At 67.1% G+C, this 17076-nt stretch carries 19 protein-coding genes; 12 read left to right on the forward strand and 7 right to left on the reverse strand.

Annotated features, from left to right (window positions below; genetic code table 11):
* Positions 1 to 44: 44 nt before the first annotated feature.
* Together LOY33_RS11225 and LOY33_RS11230 are read right to left on the reverse strand one after the other, a co-directional pair.
* Complete coding sequence (locus LOY33_RS11225; protein ID WP_043860232.1) at positions 45 to 419, reverse strand: DUF2784 domain-containing protein; 375 nt, start codon at positions 417 to 419, stop codon at positions 45 to 47.
* Between the two features lie 9 nt (positions 420 to 428).
* Positions 429 to 908 (reverse strand): GNAT family N-acetyltransferase, encoded by a 480-nt coding sequence (locus LOY33_RS11230; RefSeq protein ID WP_043860231.1) that lies wholly within the window; start codon positions 906 to 908, stop codon positions 429 to 431.
* Between the two features lie 188 nt (positions 909 to 1096).
* Between LOY33_RS11230 and LOY33_RS11235 the strand changes: the two genes are divergently transcribed.
* From LOY33_RS11235 to LOY33_RS11250, 4 genes are all read left to right on the forward strand, one after another.
* Positions 1097 to 1717, forward strand: coding sequence for a LysE family translocator (locus LOY33_RS11235; RefSeq protein WP_043860230.1), 621 nt, complete (start codon positions 1097 to 1099; stop codon positions 1715 to 1717).
* An 18-nt stretch (positions 1718 to 1735) separates the two neighbouring features.
* A complete protein-coding gene (locus tag LOY33_RS11240; protein ID WP_258662647.1) occupies positions 1736 to 2608 on the forward strand; it encodes an alpha/beta fold hydrolase in 873 nt (290 codons plus the stop codon).
* A gap of 104 nt (positions 2609 to 2712) precedes the next feature.
* The gene (locus tag LOY33_RS11245) at positions 2713 to 3849 is read left to right on the forward strand and encodes an HlyD family secretion protein (RefSeq protein WP_058540268.1); all 1137 of its coding nucleotides are present in this window, start codon (positions 2713 to 2715) and stop codon (positions 3847 to 3849) included.
* The gene (locus tag LOY33_RS11250) at positions 3839 to 5353 is read left to right on the forward strand and encodes an MDR family MFS transporter (RefSeq protein WP_043860227.1); all 1515 of its coding nucleotides are present in this window, start codon (positions 3839 to 3841) and stop codon (positions 5351 to 5353) included. The genes LOY33_RS11245 and LOY33_RS11250 overlap by 11 nt, the downstream gene beginning before the upstream one ends.
* Here the strand turns inward: LOY33_RS11250 and LOY33_RS11255 are convergent, their stop codons facing one another.
* Both LOY33_RS11255 and LOY33_RS11260 read right to left on the reverse strand, forming a co-directional pair.
* A complete protein-coding gene (locus LOY33_RS11255) occupies positions 5354 to 6115 on the reverse strand; it encodes a helix-turn-helix transcriptional regulator (protein ID WP_054914418.1) in 762 nt (253 codons plus the stop codon).
* A gap of 196 nt (positions 6116 to 6311) precedes the next feature.
* On the reverse strand, positions 6312 to 7220 hold the full coding sequence (locus LOY33_RS11260) for a LysR family transcriptional regulator (RefSeq protein ID WP_196932169.1): 909 nt from the start codon (positions 7218 to 7220) through the stop codon (positions 6312 to 6314).
* A gap of 96 nt (positions 7221 to 7316) precedes the next feature.
* On the opposite strand from LOY33_RS11260, the gene LOY33_RS11265 reads away from it, so the two are divergent.
* Complete coding sequence (locus LOY33_RS11265) at positions 7317 to 8210, forward strand: pirin family protein (protein WP_088515100.1); 894 nt, start codon at positions 7317 to 7319, stop codon at positions 8208 to 8210.
* Positions 8211 to 8283: 73 nt separating this feature from the next.
* A complete protein-coding gene (gene ycaC / locus LOY33_RS11270) occupies positions 8284 to 8913 on the forward strand; it encodes an isochorismate family cysteine hydrolase YcaC (RefSeq protein ID WP_043860055.1) in 630 nt (209 codons plus the stop codon).
* A gap of 6 nt (positions 8914 to 8919) precedes the next feature.
* On the opposite strand, the gene LOY33_RS11275 is transcribed toward ycaC, so the two are convergent.
* On the reverse strand, positions 8920 to 9321 hold the full coding sequence (locus LOY33_RS11275) for a low affinity iron permease family protein (RefSeq protein WP_043860056.1): 402 nt from the start codon (positions 9319 to 9321) through the stop codon (positions 8920 to 8922).
* Positions 9322 to 9400: 79 nt separating this feature from the next.
* Here LOY33_RS11275 and LOY33_RS11280 point away from each other — a divergent pair, with 79 nt between their 5' ends.
* On the forward strand, positions 9401 to 9985 hold the full coding sequence (locus LOY33_RS11280; protein ID WP_102063821.1) for a hypothetical protein: 585 nt from the start codon (positions 9401 to 9403) through the stop codon (positions 9983 to 9985).
* Between the two features lie 2 nt (positions 9986 to 9987).
* Here the strand turns inward: LOY33_RS11280 and LOY33_RS11285 are convergent, their stop codons facing one another.
* Complete coding sequence (locus LOY33_RS11285) at positions 9988 to 10500, reverse strand: DUF2938 domain-containing protein (RefSeq protein ID WP_054914421.1); 513 nt, start codon at positions 10498 to 10500, stop codon at positions 9988 to 9990.
* A 67-nt stretch (positions 10501 to 10567) separates the two neighbouring features.
* Here LOY33_RS11285 and LOY33_RS11290 point away from each other — a divergent pair, with 67 nt between their 5' ends.
* Together LOY33_RS11290 and LOY33_RS11295 are read left to right on the forward strand one after the other, a co-directional pair.
* The gene (locus LOY33_RS11290) at positions 10568 to 11221 is read left to right on the forward strand and encodes a metalloregulator ArsR/SmtB family transcription factor (RefSeq protein ID WP_043860058.1); all 654 of its coding nucleotides are present in this window, start codon (positions 10568 to 10570) and stop codon (positions 11219 to 11221) included.
* Between the two features lie 91 nt (positions 11222 to 11312).
* Entirely contained in the window at positions 11313 to 11810 is a 498-nt protein-coding gene (locus tag LOY33_RS11295) for a PaaI family thioesterase (RefSeq protein WP_058540264.1), read from the forward strand.
* Positions 11811 to 11860: 50 nt separating this feature from the next.
* On the opposite strand, the gene LOY33_RS11300 is transcribed toward LOY33_RS11295, so the two are convergent.
* A complete protein-coding gene (locus LOY33_RS11300) occupies positions 11861 to 13174 on the reverse strand; it encodes an alginate export family protein (RefSeq protein WP_258662651.1) in 1314 nt (437 codons plus the stop codon).
* Between the two features lie 692 nt (positions 13175 to 13866).
* Between LOY33_RS11300 and LOY33_RS11305 the strand changes: the two genes are divergently transcribed.
* The 3 genes from LOY33_RS11305 (at position 13867) to feaR (ending at position 16990) form a co-directional block, all read left to right on the forward strand.
* A complete protein-coding gene (locus tag LOY33_RS11305; RefSeq protein WP_043860061.1) occupies positions 13867 to 15369 on the forward strand; it encodes an APC family permease in 1503 nt (500 codons plus the stop codon).
* Complete coding sequence (locus LOY33_RS11310) at positions 15329 to 15919, forward strand: DUF3156 family protein (protein ID WP_258662652.1); 591 nt, start codon at positions 15329 to 15331, stop codon at positions 15917 to 15919. Before LOY33_RS11305 ends, LOY33_RS11310 begins: the two co-directional genes overlap by 41 nt.
* 117 nt (positions 15920 to 16036) lie before the next feature.
* Positions 16037 to 16990 (forward strand): transcriptional regulator FeaR, encoded by a 954-nt coding sequence (gene feaR, locus LOY33_RS11315; RefSeq protein WP_058540261.1) that lies wholly within the window; start codon positions 16037 to 16039, stop codon positions 16988 to 16990.
* The last annotated feature ends 86 nt before the right edge of the window (positions 16991 to 17076 follow it).

The raw sequence follows: 17076 nt of genomic DNA on the forward strand, positions 1-17076 counted from the left end.
GGCTCCCGTAGGAGCCGGCCTTGCCGGCGAAGCGGCCTGAGCACTCACCGCAAGGCACGGCGCCTGCGCGAGTAGCACAACCACGCATAGACCCCCGCATTCACCACGAACACCAATGCCCCCAGCCACAGCTGGATGCCTGCCGTCAGCTTGGCCGGGTAGATCAGCGGTATCAGGTAATGCTCCACAAAACTGTCGGGGTAGCCGGTGTCACCCGCCGCTGCACGCAGGCGGTTTTCCCATTCGGTCAGCGGGCAGGGCAGGTGCAGCACCTCCACCAGCACGCCCCAGGTCACGGCCGGCAGGTGCAGCCAGCACAGCCGCGGCCACCTGAGCACCAGCAACCCGCCCAGCATCACGAACACGATGAACGTCAGATGAAACAGTACCAGCCCGTCGGCGGCCAATCGAAAGAACATGGCGTGGTCTCAACCCTGGGCGAAGCTGCGCAGCGTTTCACCTTCCATGCGATAACGCACCCACTCGTCCTGCGGCTGCGCGCCGATGGACTTGTAGAACTGGATGGCCGGTTCGTTCCAGTCCAGCACGCTCCACTCCAGGCGTCCGCAGCCCTTGGCACAGGCCTCCTGCGCCAGGTGGCGCAGCAATGCCTTGCCCGCACCCGTGCCGCGGGCCTGGGGCGTGACGTACAGGTCTTCGAGGTAGATGCCCTGGGTGCCGAGCCAGGTCGAATAACTGAAGAAGTACACCGCAAAGCCGATGGCCTGGCCGTCACGCTCGCAGATCAGCGCCTGGGTGCTGCTGCCTTCGCCGAACAGCGTGCGCTCGATATCGGCGACCGTGGCGATCACCTCGTGGCGGGCACGCTCGTACTCGGCAAGCTCGGTGATGAAGGTGAGGATCTGGCTGGCGTCTTCGACGCGCGCGGGGCGGATATGTACGGGCATGGCGGGGCTTCTGTTCCGGAAATCGAGGAGGGTTATCCTAAGGCAATTACCGGTCGAGGGCACGGGAAGCCTGGAGGGTAGTGAGGGCTCGCCAAGTGTAGTGCCACAATTGCCCCCAACTGTATCGCAGCGCTGCGCACCGACTTGGTTAGTGTCACTTCACAACAACACACCGCCGGACACCCGCCATGCTCACCTCGCTCAACCTGCTGATGGCCTTCGTGCTGTTCGCCTTCGTCTCCTCGATCACCCCCGGCCCCAACAACACCATGTTGCTGGCCTCCGGCGTGAACTTCGGTGTGCGTCGCACCATTCCCCACGCGCTGGGCATCAGTATCGGCTTCATGGTGCTGGTACTGGCGGTGGGCCTTGGCCTGGGCGAGCTGTTCAAGGCCTATCCGCTGGCCTACGGCGTGCTGCGCTACGTGGGCGCCAGCTACCTGCTGTACCTGGCCTGGAAGATCGCCAATTCAGGCCCGCTGACCAGCGCCGAGCCCGGCACGCGCAAGCCCCTGGGTTTCTGGGGCGCGGCAGCCTTCCAGTGGGTCAACCCCAAGGCCTGGGTCATGGCCGTGGGCGCCATCACCACCTATGCACCCAGCCAGGGCTACCTGACCAACGTGATCGTGATCGCCGCGGTGTTCGCCGTGGTCAACCTGCCCAGCGTGTGCGTGTGGGTGATGTTCGGCAGCGCGCTGCGCACCGTGCTGCAGGACCCACGCTGGCTCAAGCTGTTCAATTGGCTGATGGCCGCACTGCTGGTGCTATCGCTGTATCCACTGCTGTTTGTAGAATCCGGTTTTGTGTAACCCCCACAGCGAGTCCCGATGGAACTGATCCCCTGGTCGCATGACTGCGCCGAACACTTCACCCTGCGCGGCTGGCGCTCACCCGCCAGCGGCAAGCCGCTGCTGCATTTCATCCACGGCACCGGGTTCTGCTGCCTGGCCTACCAGCCGTTGCTGGAGCGCCTGGCCGAGCATTTCGACCTGTGGCTGTGCGATGTGCAGGGCCATGGCGACAGCGATCATGGCGGCGCCTTCGTGGGCTGGAACCGCAGCGCCGCGCTGGCGATCGAGGCCTTCCAGGCAGGCCGTGGCGAATACGGGCAGGTGGCGTGCTTTGCCATGGGCCACAGTTTCGGCGGGGTGCTGACCGGCTTGATGCTGGCGCTGGAACCGGGCCTGTTTCAGCGGGCGGTATTGCTTGACCCTGTGGTGTTCAGCCGCTCGATGCTGGGGGTGATGAGCGTGGCCACGCTGTTCGGCATGCACCGTCGCCACGGCCTGGCACGCAAGGCCGCCACCCGGCGCAGCCACTGGCCCGACCGCGAGGCGGCCTACGCCGCGCTGCACGGGCGCGGCATTTTCAAGGGCTGGCACGACGAGGCGCTGCAGGCCTATGTGGACCACGCCATCGGCGACTGCGGCGAAGGGGTAGTGCTCAAGTGCCGGCCGGCGCGCGAAGTGGACGTGTTCAGTTCGTTCCCGCGCGGGCTGTGGGCTGCCCTGGCCCAGGTGCAGACACCCGCACGGGTGCTGCATGGCATCACCACCTATCCCTTCGTACCCGTGTCGCTGGCGCGCTGGGCGCGTCTGAACCCAAGGGTCGAGCTGCGCGAGGTGCCCGGCGGGCACTGCTTCATGCAGGAAGATCCGCAGGCCTGTGCGCACGAGGTGCAAACCTACCTGCTGGGCTGATGGCAGGTTGTCCATTTCGCGACGAATACTGGCCTGTACGCTAGCGAACGCCAACCGCTGACCCCCTTAGAGTGCATCCTTGAACAACAACAGGGAGCACGAACATGAACCAGGCGGTCAGCCCCGAACCACCGGTTACCCAAGCCACCGAGCGCGTGCGCGTGATGACGCTGCGCCGCGCCCTGGGCGCAGCCGGCACGCTGGCGGTACTAGGGGTTGCCTTGTATGTGTGGCACAGCGGGCGCTTCAACGAACAGACCGACGATGCCTACGTGCGCGCCGACTGGGCGCCGATCAGTGCGCGGGTGGGCGGCTATGTGGCCCAGGTCAGCGTGGCCGACAATGCCGTGGTCAAGGCCGGCGACCTGCTGGTGCAGCTGGACGACCGCGACTATCGCCAGCAGGTGCGCCAGGCCCGTGCGGCGCTGGCCGCCAGTACCGCTTCGGTGCAGGCGCAGCAGGCCGTGCTGGTGACCCTGGCGGCGCAGCTGGAGGGGCAAGGGCAGGCGATTGCCCGTGCCGCCGCCGAGCGCGAGGCGGGCGGTGCCGAGGCGCGGCGCGCCGAACTCGACTGGCAGCGTTACCGCCAGTTGATCGGCATGAACGCGGTGAGTGCCCAGCGTGCCGAACGCGCCAGCACCACACGCACCCAGGCGCAGGCCACACTCAAGGGCGCGGACGCCGGCTGGGCCATGCAGCGGGCCCGGCACCAGGTGCTGGCCAGCCAGCAGCGCGAGGCCCGGGCCGAACTGGTGCGCCGCGAGGCCGAGCTGGAACAGGCCGAGGCGGCCCTGGCCCTGGCCGAGAACGCCCTGGCCGACACCCAGGTACGGGCGCCCTTCGACGGCGTGGTGGGGCAGCGCAAGGTGCGTGTGCAGCAGTACGTCAGCCCCGGCCTGCCACTGCTGGCAGTGGTACCGGTGGAGCAGGCCTACGTGGTGGCCAACTTCAAGGAAACCCAGCTCGAACACATGCGCCCGGGGCAGCGCGCGACCCTGGAGGTGGACACCTTCGGCCGGCACTGGCAGGGCACGGTCGACAGCGTCTCGCCCGGCTCGGGGGCGGTGTTCGCGCTGTTGCCGCCCGACAACGCCACCGGCAACTTCACCAAGATCGTGCAGCGCTTTGCCGTGCGTATTCACCTCGACCCGGTGGAACCCGGCACGCCGCGGCTGCTGCCGGGCATGTCGGTGATCGCCACCATCGATACGCGCACGGCGCAGGTGCGCGATGAGCACTGAAGACAAGGTATCGCTGCGCGCGTGGGTGGCGGTGATCGGAGGCTTGTTCGGCTGCTTCATGGCGGGCATGAACGTGCACGTCACCAGTGCCGCGCTGCCGGAAATCGAAGGCGCGCTGGGGGCGACGTTCGAGGAAGGCTCGTGGATCTCCACCGCCTACCTGGTGGCGGAAATCACCATGATTCCGCTCACCGCCTGGCTGGTGCAGGTGTTCTCGCTGCGCCGGGTGATGCTGGTGGGCTCGCTGGTGTTCCTGATCAGCTCGGTCAGTTGCGCGCTGGCGCCGAACCTGCAGGCGATGATCGCCATCCGCGTGATCCAGGGCGCTTCGGGGGCGGTGCTGATCCCGCTGTCGATGCAATTGATCATCACCGAGCTGCCGCCGAGCAAGATCGCCCTGGGCATGGCCTTGTTCAGCCTCTCCAACAGTGTGGCCCAGGCCGCCGGGCCGTCGATCGGCGGCTGGCTGACCGACGCCTATTCATGGCGCTGGATCTTCCTGCTGCAACTGCTGCCCGGGGTGGCGCTGCTGGCGGCGGTGGCGTGGTCGATCCCGGCGCAGGCCGGCGACCGCGCCCAGTTGCGCGGCGCCGACTGGCTGGGCATCGCGGCCATGGCGCTGGGGCTGGGCGCGCTGCAGATCGTGCTGGAGGAGGGCGGGCGCGAGGACTGGTTCGATTCGGCGTTCATCGTCACCTTCAGCGTGATTGCCGTGGTGGCGCTGGCGCTGTTCGTGCAGCGCCAGCTGTGGGGCGCGCGGCCCTTCATCAACCTGCGCCTGCTGGCCAGCTACAACTTCGGCGTGGCCAGCCTGGCCATGGCGGTGTTCGGGGCGGCGACCTTCGGGCTGGTGTTTCTGGTGCCCAACTACCTGTCCCAGGTGCAGGGCTACAACGCCCGCGAAATCGGCATCAGCCTGATCGCCTACGGCATGGTGCAGTTGCTGCTGGCGCCGCTGCTGCCGCGCCTGATGCGCTGGCTCAACGCCAAGGTGCTGGTGGCCAGCGGCTTCGCGATCATGGCGCTGGGCTGCTGGTTGGGGGCGCACCTGTCGGCGGACGCGGCAAAGAACGTGATCATCCCCTCCACGGTGGTGCGCGGGCTGGGCCAGCCGCTGATCATGGTGGCGCTGTCGGTGCTGGCGGTGAAAGGGCTGGACAAGGCCCAGGCCGGCTCCGCCTCGGCGCTGATATCGATGCTGCGCAACCTGGGCGGTGCGGTGGGCACGGCGCTGCTGACGCAGCTGGTGTCGTTGCGCGAACGGTTTCACGGGCAGCGTATCAATGAGAGCCTGACGCTGTTCGATGCACCCGTGCAGCAGCGTCTGCCCGGCGGGGTGCTCGATGCACAGGCCCCGGCGCACCTGCAGGTGCTGGCGCAGCTGGACCAGACGGTGCATCAGCAGGCCTACCTGATGGCGTATTCGGATGCGTTCTATGTGTCGTGCGTGGCGTTGGCGGTGTGTGCGCTGGCGTCGCTGCTGCTGCGCCAGCATGCACGCTGACTAGTCGGCGTCGGGCTGGCCGTAGGCCGGGGTCTTGCCGAAGTAGGCACTGGGCGAGACCCCCAGGGTGCGGCGGAACATGGCGCTGAAGGCGCTGGGGCTGTCGTAGCCCAGGTCCAGCGCCACGTTCAGGATCGAGTGCCCGGCGGCCAGCGCGTCGAGGCTGGCCAGCAGGCGCAGGCGGCGCAGCCACTGGATGAAGCTCAGGCCGGTTTCGCGCTGGAAGGCGCGGGTCAGGGTGCGTGCGTTGAGGCCGCTGTGGGCGGCGGCGCGCTGCAGGCTCCAGGGGCTGGCCGGGTCGTCGCGCAGGGCCTGGCACAGCGCGGCCAGTTGCGGGTCGACCGGCAGCGGCACGTACAGGGCCAGAATCGGCAGCACGCGGATCTCGTCCAGAATCAACTGCATCACCCGCTCGTCACGCCCGCCGGGCGGGTAGTCGGCGGGGATGAGCATGGCGCTGATGATCAGTTGGCGCAGCAGCGGCGGGATGTCCACCACGCGGCAGGTCAGCGGCAGGTCGGGGCGCGCGTCGGAGGCGACGAACAGGGTGCGCATGCGGACCTGGCCGGCCATCTTCAGGTCGTGTTCGACGGCGGCGGGCACCCATACGCCGCGCCCTGGCGGAACCACCCAGCAGCCCTGGCTGGAGTTGACCGTGATCACCCCGCTCAGGGCATGGATCAGCTGGGCGCGGTTGTGGCAGTGCGGGGCGATGCGCTCGCCGTGGGGGTAGTTTTCTGCCAGGGGGACAATCGGCTGCATGGCGGTGCGTTGGGGTTGAGGGTGGGGGGGCAGTATGCCTGATGATCGGTGGATGCAGGTTCAGCGAATGCTGTCCATTCGATCGCGGGGCAAGCCCGCTCCCACAGGTACAGCGCCTATTCAAAGAGTGCCGCAATCCCCGTGGGAGCGGGCTTGACCCGCGATCTGGCGCATAGCGCCAGCAAACCCTGGCACATCAATCGATCCCACTCTGGGCAAACTCCTGGGCCAGAAAATCCAGCAGGTGCCGCACCGAAGGCAGCAGCCCGCGCCGTGAGGCAAACACCGCGTGCACCAGCCCGCATTGCGGCGCCCAGTGCGGGGTGGGCTGCACCAGCTCGCCACGGGCCAGCTCGTCGCGGATCACCACCAGTGGCAGGTGCACCACCCCCACGCCCGCCAGCGCCGCCTGGCGCAATACCACCAGGTCGTCGGTCACCAGCCGCGGCGTGTGCCGCAAGCTGGCCGTGGCGCCGTCCGGGCCATTGAGCTGCCATTGATAATCGCGCTGCGGGTTGCCCCAGTGCAGGCTCGGCAAGGCGGCCAGGTCGGCGGGCACGATGGGGCTGGGCAACGACGCCAGCAAGCCGGGCGCGGCCACCAGCAACTGCGTGCTGTTGGCCAGCACCTTCATCACCAGGTCGCTGCTCTCCAGCGGCGGCACCCGCACCCGCAGCGCAATGTCGATGCCTTCCTGGATCAGGTCCACATGGCGGTTGGTGCTCTCGATATGCAGCTGCACCAGCGGGCACTGCACCATGAAGCGCGACAGCATCGGCCCCACCCAGAAATCCAGCAGCGCCGTGGGGCAGCTCAGGCGCACGATGCCCTGGGGCTCGGCACGGTGGCGCTCGATCAGCTCGGCCGCACCCTCGGCCTCCACCAGCATGGCCACGCAATGGCGGTGGTAGGCCTGCCCGATGTCGGTTACCGAAAAATGCCGGGTGGAACGCTGGATCAGGCGCACCCCGAGGCGCTCCTCGAGCCCGGCCACCCGCCGGCTGAGTTTGGACTTGGGCATGTCCAGGGCACGGCCGGCGGCGGCAAAGCCACCGTGCTCGACCACCTGGGCGAAGTAGTACAGGTCGTTGAGGTCTTCCACCACTGTTCTCCAAATGGAACGCTGAGGGCACTTTACGCTATCTACCGCCTTCAGCGTTGCGCCCTTATCGTTGGCTTCATGCACGAGAGGAGGTAGCTCATGAAAAAGATCCAAGGCGTCTACAGCAGCCCGCACCCGCATTGGGTGGGTGACGGCTTCCCGGTACGCAGCCTGTTCACCTACGACAACCTGGCCCAGCACATCAGCCCGTTCCTGCTGCTCGACTACGCCGGGCCCCATGCCTTCACCCCCACCAGCGCCCGTCGCGGCGTCGGCCAGCACCCGCACCGCGGTTTCGAAACGGTGACCATCGTCTACCAGGGCGAACTGGAGCACCGCGACTCCACCGGTGCCGGCGGCCTGATCGGCCCGGGCGATGTGCAGTGGATGACGGCCGCGGGCGGCATCCTGCATGAAGAGTTCCATGCGCCTTCGTTCGCCCGCAGTGGCGGCACCCTGGAGATGGTGCAGTTGTGGGTCAACCTGCCGGCCCGGCACAAGTCTGCCCCTGCCGGCTACCAGACCCTGCTGGCCGCCGACATCCCCAGCGTGGCGCTGCCCGGCGGTGCCGGCAGCCTGCGGGTGATTGCCGGTGACTACCACGGCCATCGCGGCCCGGCGCGCACCTTCACGCCGATGCAGGTGTGGGACATGCAGCTCAAGCCCGGCAAGCCCGTGCGGTTGCCTGCCCAGGCCGGTCACAGCAGCGCCCTGGTGGTGCTGCGCGGCCAGGTCACGGTCAATGGCGAGCGGTCGGTGGGCCCGGCACAACTGGTGCTGCTGGAGCGTGCCGGCGACGAAGTGCTGCTGCAGGCCGACAGCGAGGCGGCGGTGCTGTGGCTCAGCGGCGAGCCGCTGGATGAACCCATCGTCGGCTACGGCCCGTTCGTGATGAACAGCGATGCCGAGATCGAGGCGGCGTTCGCCGATTTTCGCGCCGGGCGCTTCGGCCAGATGACCAATGGCGGCGGCACTGTCACACGCGCCGACTAGGGTCTGTATGCAACTCACGTTTGTCCCAACTCCGGCGCCACGGCGCCGGACCACCCCTGCAAGGAGTATGACCATGAGTGTTCCCTACACCCGTCTGGACAAGAACAACGCCGCCGTGCTGCTGGTCGACCATCAGGCCGGGCTGCTCTCGCTGGTGCGTGACATCGAGCCGGACAAGTTCAAGAACAACGTGCTGGCGCTGGCCGACCTGGCCGAGTACTTCAAGTTGCCCACCATCCTCACCACCAGCTTCGAAAGCGGCCCCAACGGCCCGCTGGTGCCCGAGCTCAAGGCGCAGTTCCCTGACGCGCCGTACATCGCGCGCCCCGGCCAGATCAACGCCTGGGACAACGAGGACTTCGTCAAGGCGGTCAAGGCCACCGGCAAGAAGCAGCTGATCATCGCCGGTGTGGTTACCGAGGTGTGCGTGGCGTTCCCGGCGCTGTCGGCGATTGCCGAAGGCTTCGAGGTGTTCGTGATCACCGACGCCTCCGGCACCTTCAACCCGATCACCCGCGACGCGGCATGGGACCGCATGTCGTCGGCCGGTGCGCAACTGATGACCTGGTTCGGCGCAGCCTGCGAACTGCACCGCGACTGGCGCAACGATGTCGAGGGGCTGGGCGCGCTGTTCTCCAACCACATCCCCGACTACCGCAACCTGATCACCAGCTACAACACCCTCACCGGCGCCAACCAGTAGCCCGCCTCACTGCGCGTCGCCGCGCCTGCCCCCGGTTTCATCGGCGGGCAGGTCGGTGGCGCGGTCTTCGCCGATCTCCCGGTATTCCTTGAGCAATTGCTTGAGCTGGCTGTTGTCCAGCTGGTCGAGGTTCATCAGCGCGTTGTGCGCCGCCTTGGTCGAGCGCAGCAGTTCGTCGAGCTTGATGTGCAGCACGTCGTTATCGCGGTTCTGGGTGTTCTGGATGACGAACACCATCAGGAAGGTGACGATGGTGGTCGAGGTGTTGATGATCAGCTGCCAGGTGTCGTTGTAGTCGAACCACGGCCCGGTGACGGCCCAGACCACGATCAGTACCAGTGCGATGAGGAAGGTGCGCGAGCGACCGGCCTGTTTGGCCAGGCCCTGGGCGAAGCGTTCGAATTTCATGGCAGACTCTTGTGTGGGGATCTACTGGGTAGACCCTGCGGCGTTGCCGAAATTCTTTGTAACATCAGGGGAAGAAGACATGGGGCAGGACCACGGGGCACCGACGCACCTGGTGCGGGTGATACCCACCGATTACGGCCAGTTCGTGCTGGAGCTGAACAATGGCGAGCACCGCTTGCTCAAGGGCCTGGTGCTGACCCGCGAGCTGGGCTGGAGCGAGCTTGCCAACCCACGCAAGGCGCGCCAGCGAACCTTCAGTGCCACCCAGCTCGGTTGGCCGGGTGGGCGTACGCTGGGGCTCGACTACCTGCTCGCGCAGGCACAGCCGATGAACGAGCGCGAGCTGGGCTGGCAGTCGGTGGACTTCTCCCAGTGCAACCGCGCGCCCACCCCGGAGCACGACACCCACCACGTGTACTACGTGAGCCTCAAGCCCTTCGACCCGCAGCCATTCGGCCTGGGCGAGTCGATTCACGGCGGCCATGGCGAGCGGGGCGGCATGTTTTCCTTCGACCTGGCCGGGCTTGTGGCGTGGCCCAACTGGCGCGAACACTTCGAGCTGGCCGGCTGTGGCTGGGCCATTGCCCTGGTCGACGCCAACACCACGGATGCGCAGGCATTGCTGGACGTACTGATAGACGCCTGGTGCCAGCGTGAGGCCTGAGCTCAGCCCCGGGGCATCAGGCCCAGGCCATTGAGCAGCAGCGCCGCGACGAACAGGCTGACCCCGAACGCCGTGTGCGCTGCCAGGCTACGCAGGCGTGCCACCTTGGGGTTGGGGGTGCGACGGGCCAGTACGCCTGCGCCCATGCCCGGCTGCAGAATGAAGAACGGCGCCACCAGCGTGCCGATACCGATCGCCAGCGCCGGCAGCAGGGTAGGGCTGTGGGCCCAGCCGATGCCGAAGATCGCCAGCAGCAGCCCGGCGTACAGCACCCCGATCACATAGTGCGTCGCCCAGCCCAGCAGGGCTTCGCCCGGTACGGGCGGCGCCTTGGCGATGCTGTCATGAATGAACTGACCATGTCGCAGGTGCGCCACCCAGCGCCCGACCATCGGCCAGCTGGGCGTGGGCACCTTCAGCAGCCGCTTCTGTGTTTCGGCCCACAGGTCGGCCAGCGCCGTGCCCAGCAGCCCGATCAGGCTGGCACTGGCGATGAAGTGAAGCAGAGGGGACATGGCGTTGCTCCTGAATAAAACATTCAATGAATTGATTGAATGATTGGCGAATGATAGCTTCCTGTCAATGACCGACCTTCCTCAGCAACATTTCATCGATATCGCCGAGCTGGCCCGCACCCTGGGCCATGCGCATCGGCTGCACCTGCTCGAACACATCGCCCAGGGCGAGCGTGCGGTCGAGCGCCTGGCCGAACTGTGCGGGTTGTCCGTGGCCAACACCTCCCAGCACCTGCAGCACCTGCGTCGCGCCGGCGTGGTACAGACCCGCCGCGACGGCAAGCGCGTGCTGTACCGCCTGGGTGGTGGGCCGATCCTGGAGGTGCTGGCGGCACTGGGGCAGTTCGCCGAGCACAACCGCCTGGCGGTGCGCGAGCTGCTGGCCGACAGCATGAGTGCGCAGGAGCGCCTGGAGGCGATGTCGCGCGACGAACTGGTGCAGCGCCTGCACGAGCAGAGCATCACCCTGCTGGATGTGCGCTCCCACGAGGAATACGCCCTGGGGCACTTGCCGGGGGCGATCAGCATGCCACTGGACGAGCTGCAGCAGCGCCTGGCCGAACTGCCGCAGGACCAGGAGATCGTTGCCTACTGCCGGGGCCCCTGGTGCGTGCTGTCGAGTACCGCCACCGCGGCCTTGCGCGAGCACGGCTTCAAGGTGCGCCGGCTCGACAGCGGCCTGCCGGACTGGCAGGCGGCAGGGCTGCCGGTGGAGGCCTGAGCCTCTGCGGCGGCCCCTGGCGCTTTCGCGCGCGGGCCTGGCAGCGTTACCATCGACGGTCTGACTTTCCATAAAAACAATCAGGAAGCCTATGAACGCCCAAGCCTTACCCCTGCAAGACCTCGCCGCGCCAGAGGGCGTGTGCTACGGCTGCGGTACCTCGCACCCCAGCGGCCTGCACCTGAAAAGCCACTGGGCCGAGGACGGCAGCCACGTGCTGTGCCGGCACGAACCCGATGCCACCTTCACCGGCTGGCCGGGGCTGGTGTACGGCGGGTTGCTGGCGATGCTGGTGGACTGCCATTCGAACTGGACCGCCATGGCCTGGCACTACCGCGCCGAAGACCGCGAGCCGGGCAGCCTGCCGCGCATCGACTGCGTCACCGGCAAGCTTTCGCTGACCTACCTCAAGCCCACCCCGATGGGCGTGGAGCTGGTGCTCAAGGCGTGGGTCGAGGGTGAGGTGGGGCGCAAGAGCCGGGTCATCTGCGAAGTCTGGGCCGGCGACGTGCTCACCGTGACGGCCGACTCGGTGTTCGTGCGCGTCGACACCGAACGCCTCAAGCAACAGGCCCACGCGACCGTGTAACCCCGGGGGCGATGGCCTTGGACATGTCCCTGGCCGTCGCCCCAGCCAACTCAGAACGGCATCGCCAGCGTCACCTGGCTGTACAGGTTGGTGCCATTGCCGCCCACCTGATTGCCCCCCGTGTTCTCGTCCTTTTTCGGCTGGTACAGCCCCACCAGCGGGCTGACGATCAGGTGCGGGCTGACTGCCCATTCCACGTACAGGTCCAGCTCGCGGGCACCTAGGTTCAGCGCGTTGCGTGTGTGCAGGGTATCGAAGTCGAAATACAGCGCGCCCAGGGTCAGGTTCTCCAGTGGCTTGGCCACCAGGCCCAGGTGATGCACCCCGGTATTGCTGTTGAACGGCCCCGCGTAGTTGGCCGCCACCTCACCCTGGAACCAGGTGCCGTAGCCGGTGCTCAGCCCGGTGAACAAGGCATCCCAGCCTTCGGAATAGCGGGTGTAGCGGTAGGTCAGGCTCGGTGCCCAGGGCAGCTCGGCGAAGGTGTAGCCGGCCTCGGCGTACCAGGCTTTTTCCGGGCCGGCCTGCTTGTCCTGCCAGGCGTATTCGAAGGCGAAGCTGGCGTTGTCGATACCGGCGTTGCCTTCGCCGCGCAGGCTGTAGGTGTCCATGCCGTCGCGTTGGCGCTGGAATTCGCTGGCCCATTGCTCGGTCACGCCCAGGCCGTGAATCCAGGTCAGCCCCAGGGTGCCGGCCGCGGTGGTGTAGTCCAGGGAGCCGGCGGCCAGTTCGGTCTCGGCCTGGGCGCGGTTGTCGGACTTGAGCCACAGCATGCTGGCGTGCACGCCACGCTCGCCGCCCAGGCGCAGCACAGCGGTGCGGTCGAACGCGTGGCGCGCCGCCAGGTAATAGGCGCCGCCACGGTCCAGCGCGCCGTCGGCTGGGCCCTTGCCGAGGTTGGGGCCGTCGTCGTTGATCAGAAAGCCGCGGCCCAGCTTGACCACCTGACGGCCGAACGAGGCATCCACGCCATCCTTGCCCAGCAACGGGAACAGCTCGCCGGAGCGCCAGCCGAGGTAGGCGTCCTCCAGCTTGGTGGTGCGCTCGGTGCCGTCGGTGTTGCCGGCTGCGTCGCCATCGCCCCAGGTGGCGGAACTGACCCAGCTGAGTGCGCCGTAGGCACTGCCGTTGCCGGCCAGGCGCTGGTCGCCGCTGATTCCATACTTGATGAAGCCCTCGCGCCAGGTCGAGCCGCCGGGCGTGGCGTCGTAGTTCTTGCGGCTGTTGAACAGGCCGTACACCGCCAGGATGTCGGCATTCAGGTGGGACTCGTCATCGGCGTAGAGCTCGATGGCCTGGGCTGATGGCTGGGCCAGCAGCACAGCCAGGCTGAGGGCGGCAAGCAGGTGTGGGTGCAGGTTCATGGTGGTGGGGTCCCCGGGTTGGCGTGAGTGGTGGCCATTTAGGGCGGGGACGGTGGGGGCTGTCTTTGATCTGGCTGCCACATGGATTGATTGTGGGCGCCAAGCGGGTAGGTGCCGGGGTGCTTGCCAGAAGCAGGTTGCTTGGGGCTGTGAGGTTGGCTTCTGCCCGCAGGGTGTGTCAGGCAAACCGTGCGCGCAGGTTTTGCTGCCGCTACGCGCCAGATCGCGGGGCAAGCCCGCTCCCACGGCCTTGCGGCCAGAAGCAGGTGTTTGGGGCTGTGAGGTTGGCTTCTGCCCGCAGGGCGTGGGAGTTGGCTCGGCCGACGATCGAGTGCGAAGCGGTCGTAAAACCTGAGTGCAGGGTGTGTCAGGCAAACCGGGTGCGCAGGTTTTGCTGCCGCTACGCGCCAGATCGCGGGGCAAGTCCGCTCCCACGGCCTTGCGGCCAGAAGCAGGTTGTTAGGGGCTGTGAGGTCGGCTTCTGCCCGCAGGGCGTGGGAGTTGGCTTGGCCGACGATCGAGCGCGAAGCGGTCGTAAAACCTGAGTGCAGGGTGTGTCAGGCAAACCGGCTACGGCCAGAAGTGCCCTGGCAGGCAGCAACAAAACCCCAGGCAGCCACGGGCAAGACGCCAGTCAACCGCCAGCGCACAGTGGCGCATAACCACAACAACGGCATTCGAGGTCGCTCATCATGTCGCTCAACCACACCCTCAGCGTGCACCTGAACCGCGGCACGGTCGGGTTCCCCACCGCGCTGGCCAGCACCATCGGCCTGATCATGGCCAGCCCGGTGATCCTCACCGCCACCACCGGTTTCGGCATCGGCGGCGGTGCGTTCGCCGTGGCCATGCTGATCGCGATGCTGATGATGCTCGCCCAGTCGACCACCTTCGCCGAAGCCGCCGCCATCCTGCCCACCACCGGCTCGGTGTACGACTACATCAACTGCGGCATGGGGCGCTTCTTCGCCATCACCGGCACGCTGTCGGCCTACCTGATCGTGCACGTGTTCGCCGGCACCGCCGAAACCATCCTGGCCGGGGTGATGGCGCTGGTGAACTTCGAACACCTCAACACCCTGGCCGAATCCGCCGGTGGCTCGTGGCTGCTGGGGGTGGGCTTCGTGGTGGTGTTCGGCATCCTCAATGCGTTCGGCATCAGTGTGTTCAGCAAGGCCGAGATCATCCTCACCTTCGGCATGTGGACCACGCTGATGGTGTTCGGCGTGCTCGGCCTGATCGCCGCCCCGGCGGTGCAACTGGACGGCTGGTTCGGCGCGTCGCTGGTGGGCACCGACCTGATCACCGTGCTGTCGCTGGTGGGCATGGCGATGTTCATGTTCGTCGGCTGCGAGTTCGTCACCCCGCTGGCACCCGACCTGCGCCAGTCGGCGCGCACCCTGCCCAGGGCCATGGCGCTGGGGCTGTTCGGCGTGGCCTCGTGCATGTTCATCTATGGCGCGGCGATGAAGCGCCAGGTCGACAACGTGCTGCTCGACGCCGCCAGCGGCACGCACCTGCTGGACACGCCCATGGCCATTCCGCATTTTGCCCAACAGGTGATGGGCGACATCGGCCCGTTGTGGCTGGGCATCGGCTTTCTGTTCGCCGGCGCCGCCACCATCAACACCCTGATGGCCGGGGTGCCGCGCATCCTCTATGGCATGGCGGTGGATGGCGCATTGCCCCGGGTGTTCACCTACCTGCACCCACGCTTCAAGACCCCCATCGTGTGCATTCTGGTGGCGATGCTGATCCCGTGCCTGCACGCCTGGTGGCTGGGCGGCAACACCGACACCATCCTGCACCTGGTACTGGCGGCGGTGTGTGCCTGGAGCACCGCCTACCTGCTGGTGACGCTGTCGGTGGTGATCCTGCGCATTCGCCGGCCCGACCTGCCACGGGCCTACCGCTCGCCGCTGTTCCCGCTGCCGCAATTGCTGTCGAGCGTCGGCATCGGCCTGGGCATGTGGTTCATCACCCCGCCGGGCATGAACCCGGCCCAGGTGTACGTGCCATTCGCCTGGATGCTCGGCGCCACGGCGGTGTACGCGCTGTTCTGGACCCTGGTGGTGCAGAAGGTCAACCCGTTCAAGCCGGCCTCGGTCGAAGAGGTGCTGGCGCGCGAATTTGCCCACCAACCGGGAGTCGAGCATGGCGCATACCCTGCCCACACTGTGGCAAAGGCTGTTTGACCGCGCGCCCTCGGGCTACCGCCCCGGGGTGACGCTGGCGCACCTGCAGCGCAACCTCGGCCTGGCCGGTTGCGAGGTGCTGGGGCCGGGCAGTGCACGCTACGCCCTGGCCGATGGCAGCCTGGCGTTCGAGGTGCGCGAGCGCACCGAGTCGCAGTTGCTGATGCACCTGGTGCTGTGCGAGTTCCGCCTGCAGGTGCCCGGCCCGCAACAGGGCACGGCGCGGCTGACGTTGCAGCATACCGGTGCACTGCGGCGCAGCGGCCTGCGCTGGCGCCAGCTGCGTGGCGAGCGGTCCTGGCAGGCGCGGCTGGAGCAGGCCCTGGCCCACGAGCCGGCCCTGCAACAGGCGCTGATGCCGCTGGATTTCAAGCGCCTGCACCTGGACCTGGCAGGCGGCTGCTGGACCCTGACCCTGGAGCACATGGGCGGCAGCGAGGTGGTCAACCGCATGCCGGCGTTTCGTCGCTACATCAGCCTGAACCCCGCGCAGCGTGACCTGCTGCTGGCCGCATTGAAAGGTCTGGCGCGGCTTGTCGAAGGCCTCTGAACCCGCAGGCTGGCACCAAAACTGCTTCCACCCTGGCGACGACGAACGTGTTGCGTGCATATAGCTAACATGTTAACTATTGCCCAACAAAAACAAGATGCCATCGTGGAGGTACCCATGAGTACTCATCAGCTCGCCGGCACTGCGCTGGACCGCTGGAATGCCGACATGCAGCACATTTGCGGGCATTTCGAGACCGAACTTGCGTTCAACCGCTCGCTGTTCATCGGCGAGATTTCCACCTGGTCACGCGGCGGCCTGGCCCTGGCCAACCTGCGCACCAACGCCGGGCTGATCCGCCGCGACGGCATCAAGCCCGACCGCGACAACGACCAGCACTGCTTTCTGGTCAGCCAGCGCACCGGTTTCTCCCAGGTCACCCAGAACGGCGTCAGTGTGCAGCTGGCACCGGGCGAGATGCTGCTGATGGACGCGGTCGGGGCCTGTGAAATCATGCCGTTCGGCCTGATCGAACACGCCTCGCTGTCGCTCTCGCGCGAGGCGGTGTGCCGGCAGCTGGGGGGCGATGCGCGTACCTTCGGCAAGATCTCCCAGACCAAGGCCTGCGGGCGCATGCTGCATGTGCTGATGGATCAGCTGTGCAAGGAAAGCGCTCCGGGGGAGGGCGAGCTGGCCGAGGGCCAGGCCCTGCACAGTGCATTTCTGTCGCTGCTGGGGTCGGCCCTGGAGGGCGGCGATGACCAGGTGCAGCCGGGCGCGGCGCTGCACGGCGCCAACCTGCGCAGCTATGTGCAGAAGGTGATCGACGAGTCCCTGGGCCAGCCCGGCCTGTCGCCGGTGAACCTGGCCAACCGCCTGAACATTTCGGTGCGCCACCTCTACCGCCTGTTCGAAGAGCAGGGCGACAGCGTGTGCCGCTACATCCAGCGCACGCGCCTGCAACGAAGCGCCGACGACCTGGCCAACCCGATCCTCAAGACCGAGTCGATCACCACCATCGCCTACAAATGGGGCTTCACCGATTCGGCGCACTTCAGCCGCTCGTTCAAGAAACAGTTCGAACGCTCGCCCAAGGACTACCGCTCCCATAGCCTGGCCGGCCCGGCCTGATAAACCACTGGCTTGACCCTGCGGGGCACAGTGTATAGGCTCGCATGTTCTGGCTACCTACCGGTCGGTAGGTTGGCATTCGGCAG

Origin of the sequence: Pseudomonas sp. B21-036, from assembly GCF_024748925.1 — a bacterium.
Lineage (GTDB): Bacteria > Pseudomonadota > Gammaproteobacteria > Pseudomonadales > Pseudomonadaceae > Aquipseudomonas > Aquipseudomonas palmensis.

What these genes read in the sequence shown, in the direction of transcription:
- LOY33_RS11225 (WP_043860232.1), bottom strand. Translation starts at nt 419, where the DNA reads ATGTTCTTTCGATTGGCCGCCGACGGGCTGGTACTGTTTCATCTGACG.
- LOY33_RS11230 (WP_043860231.1), bottom strand. Translation starts at nt 908, where the DNA reads ATGCCCGTACATATCCGCCCCGCGCGCGTCGAAGACGCCAGCCAGATC.
- LOY33_RS11235 (WP_043860230.1), top strand. Translation starts at nt 1,097, where the DNA reads ATGCTCACCTCGCTCAACCTGCTGATGGCCTTCGTGCTGTTCGCCTTC.
- LOY33_RS11240 (WP_258662647.1), top strand. Translation starts at nt 1,736, where the DNA reads ATGGAACTGATCCCCTGGTCGCATGACTGCGCCGAACACTTCACCCTG.
- LOY33_RS11245 (WP_058540268.1), top strand. Translation starts at nt 2,713, where the DNA reads ATGAACCAGGCGGTCAGCCCCGAACCACCGGTTACCCAAGCCACCGAG.
- LOY33_RS11250 (WP_043860227.1), top strand. Translation starts at nt 3,839, where the DNA reads ATGAGCACTGAAGACAAGGTATCGCTGCGCGCGTGGGTGGCGGTGATC.
- LOY33_RS11255 (WP_054914418.1), bottom strand. Translation starts at nt 6,115, where the DNA reads ATGCAGCCGATTGTCCCCCTGGCAGAAAACTACCCCCACGGCGAGCGC.
- LOY33_RS11265 (WP_088515100.1), top strand. Translation starts at nt 7,317, where the DNA reads ATGAAAAAGATCCAAGGCGTCTACAGCAGCCCGCACCCGCATTGGGTG.
- ycaC (WP_043860055.1), top strand. Translation starts at nt 8,284, where the DNA reads ATGAGTGTTCCCTACACCCGTCTGGACAAGAACAACGCCGCCGTGCTG.
- LOY33_RS11275 (WP_043860056.1), bottom strand. Translation starts at nt 9,321, where the DNA reads ATGAAATTCGAACGCTTCGCCCAGGGCCTGGCCAAACAGGCCGGTCGC.
- LOY33_RS11280 (WP_102063821.1), top strand. Translation starts at nt 9,401, where the DNA reads ATGGGGCAGGACCACGGGGCACCGACGCACCTGGTGCGGGTGATACCC.
- LOY33_RS11285 (WP_054914421.1), bottom strand. Translation starts at nt 10,500, where the DNA reads ATGTCCCCTCTGCTTCACTTCATCGCCAGTGCCAGCCTGATCGGGCTG.
- LOY33_RS11290 (WP_043860058.1), top strand. Translation starts at nt 10,568, where the DNA reads ATGACCGACCTTCCTCAGCAACATTTCATCGATATCGCCGAGCTGGCC.
- LOY33_RS11295 (WP_058540264.1), top strand. Translation starts at nt 11,313, where the DNA reads ATGAACGCCCAAGCCTTACCCCTGCAAGACCTCGCCGCGCCAGAGGGC.
- LOY33_RS11300 (WP_258662651.1), bottom strand. Translation starts at nt 13,174, where the DNA reads ATGAACCTGCACCCACACCTGCTTGCCGCCCTCAGCCTGGCTGTGCTG.
- LOY33_RS11305 (WP_043860061.1), top strand. Translation starts at nt 13,867, where the DNA reads ATGTCGCTCAACCACACCCTCAGCGTGCACCTGAACCGCGGCACGGTC.
- LOY33_RS11310 (WP_258662652.1), top strand. Translation starts at nt 15,329, where the DNA reads ATGGCGCATACCCTGCCCACACTGTGGCAAAGGCTGTTTGACCGCGCG.
- feaR (WP_058540261.1), top strand. Translation starts at nt 16,037, where the DNA reads ATGAGTACTCATCAGCTCGCCGGCACTGCGCTGGACCGCTGGAATGCC.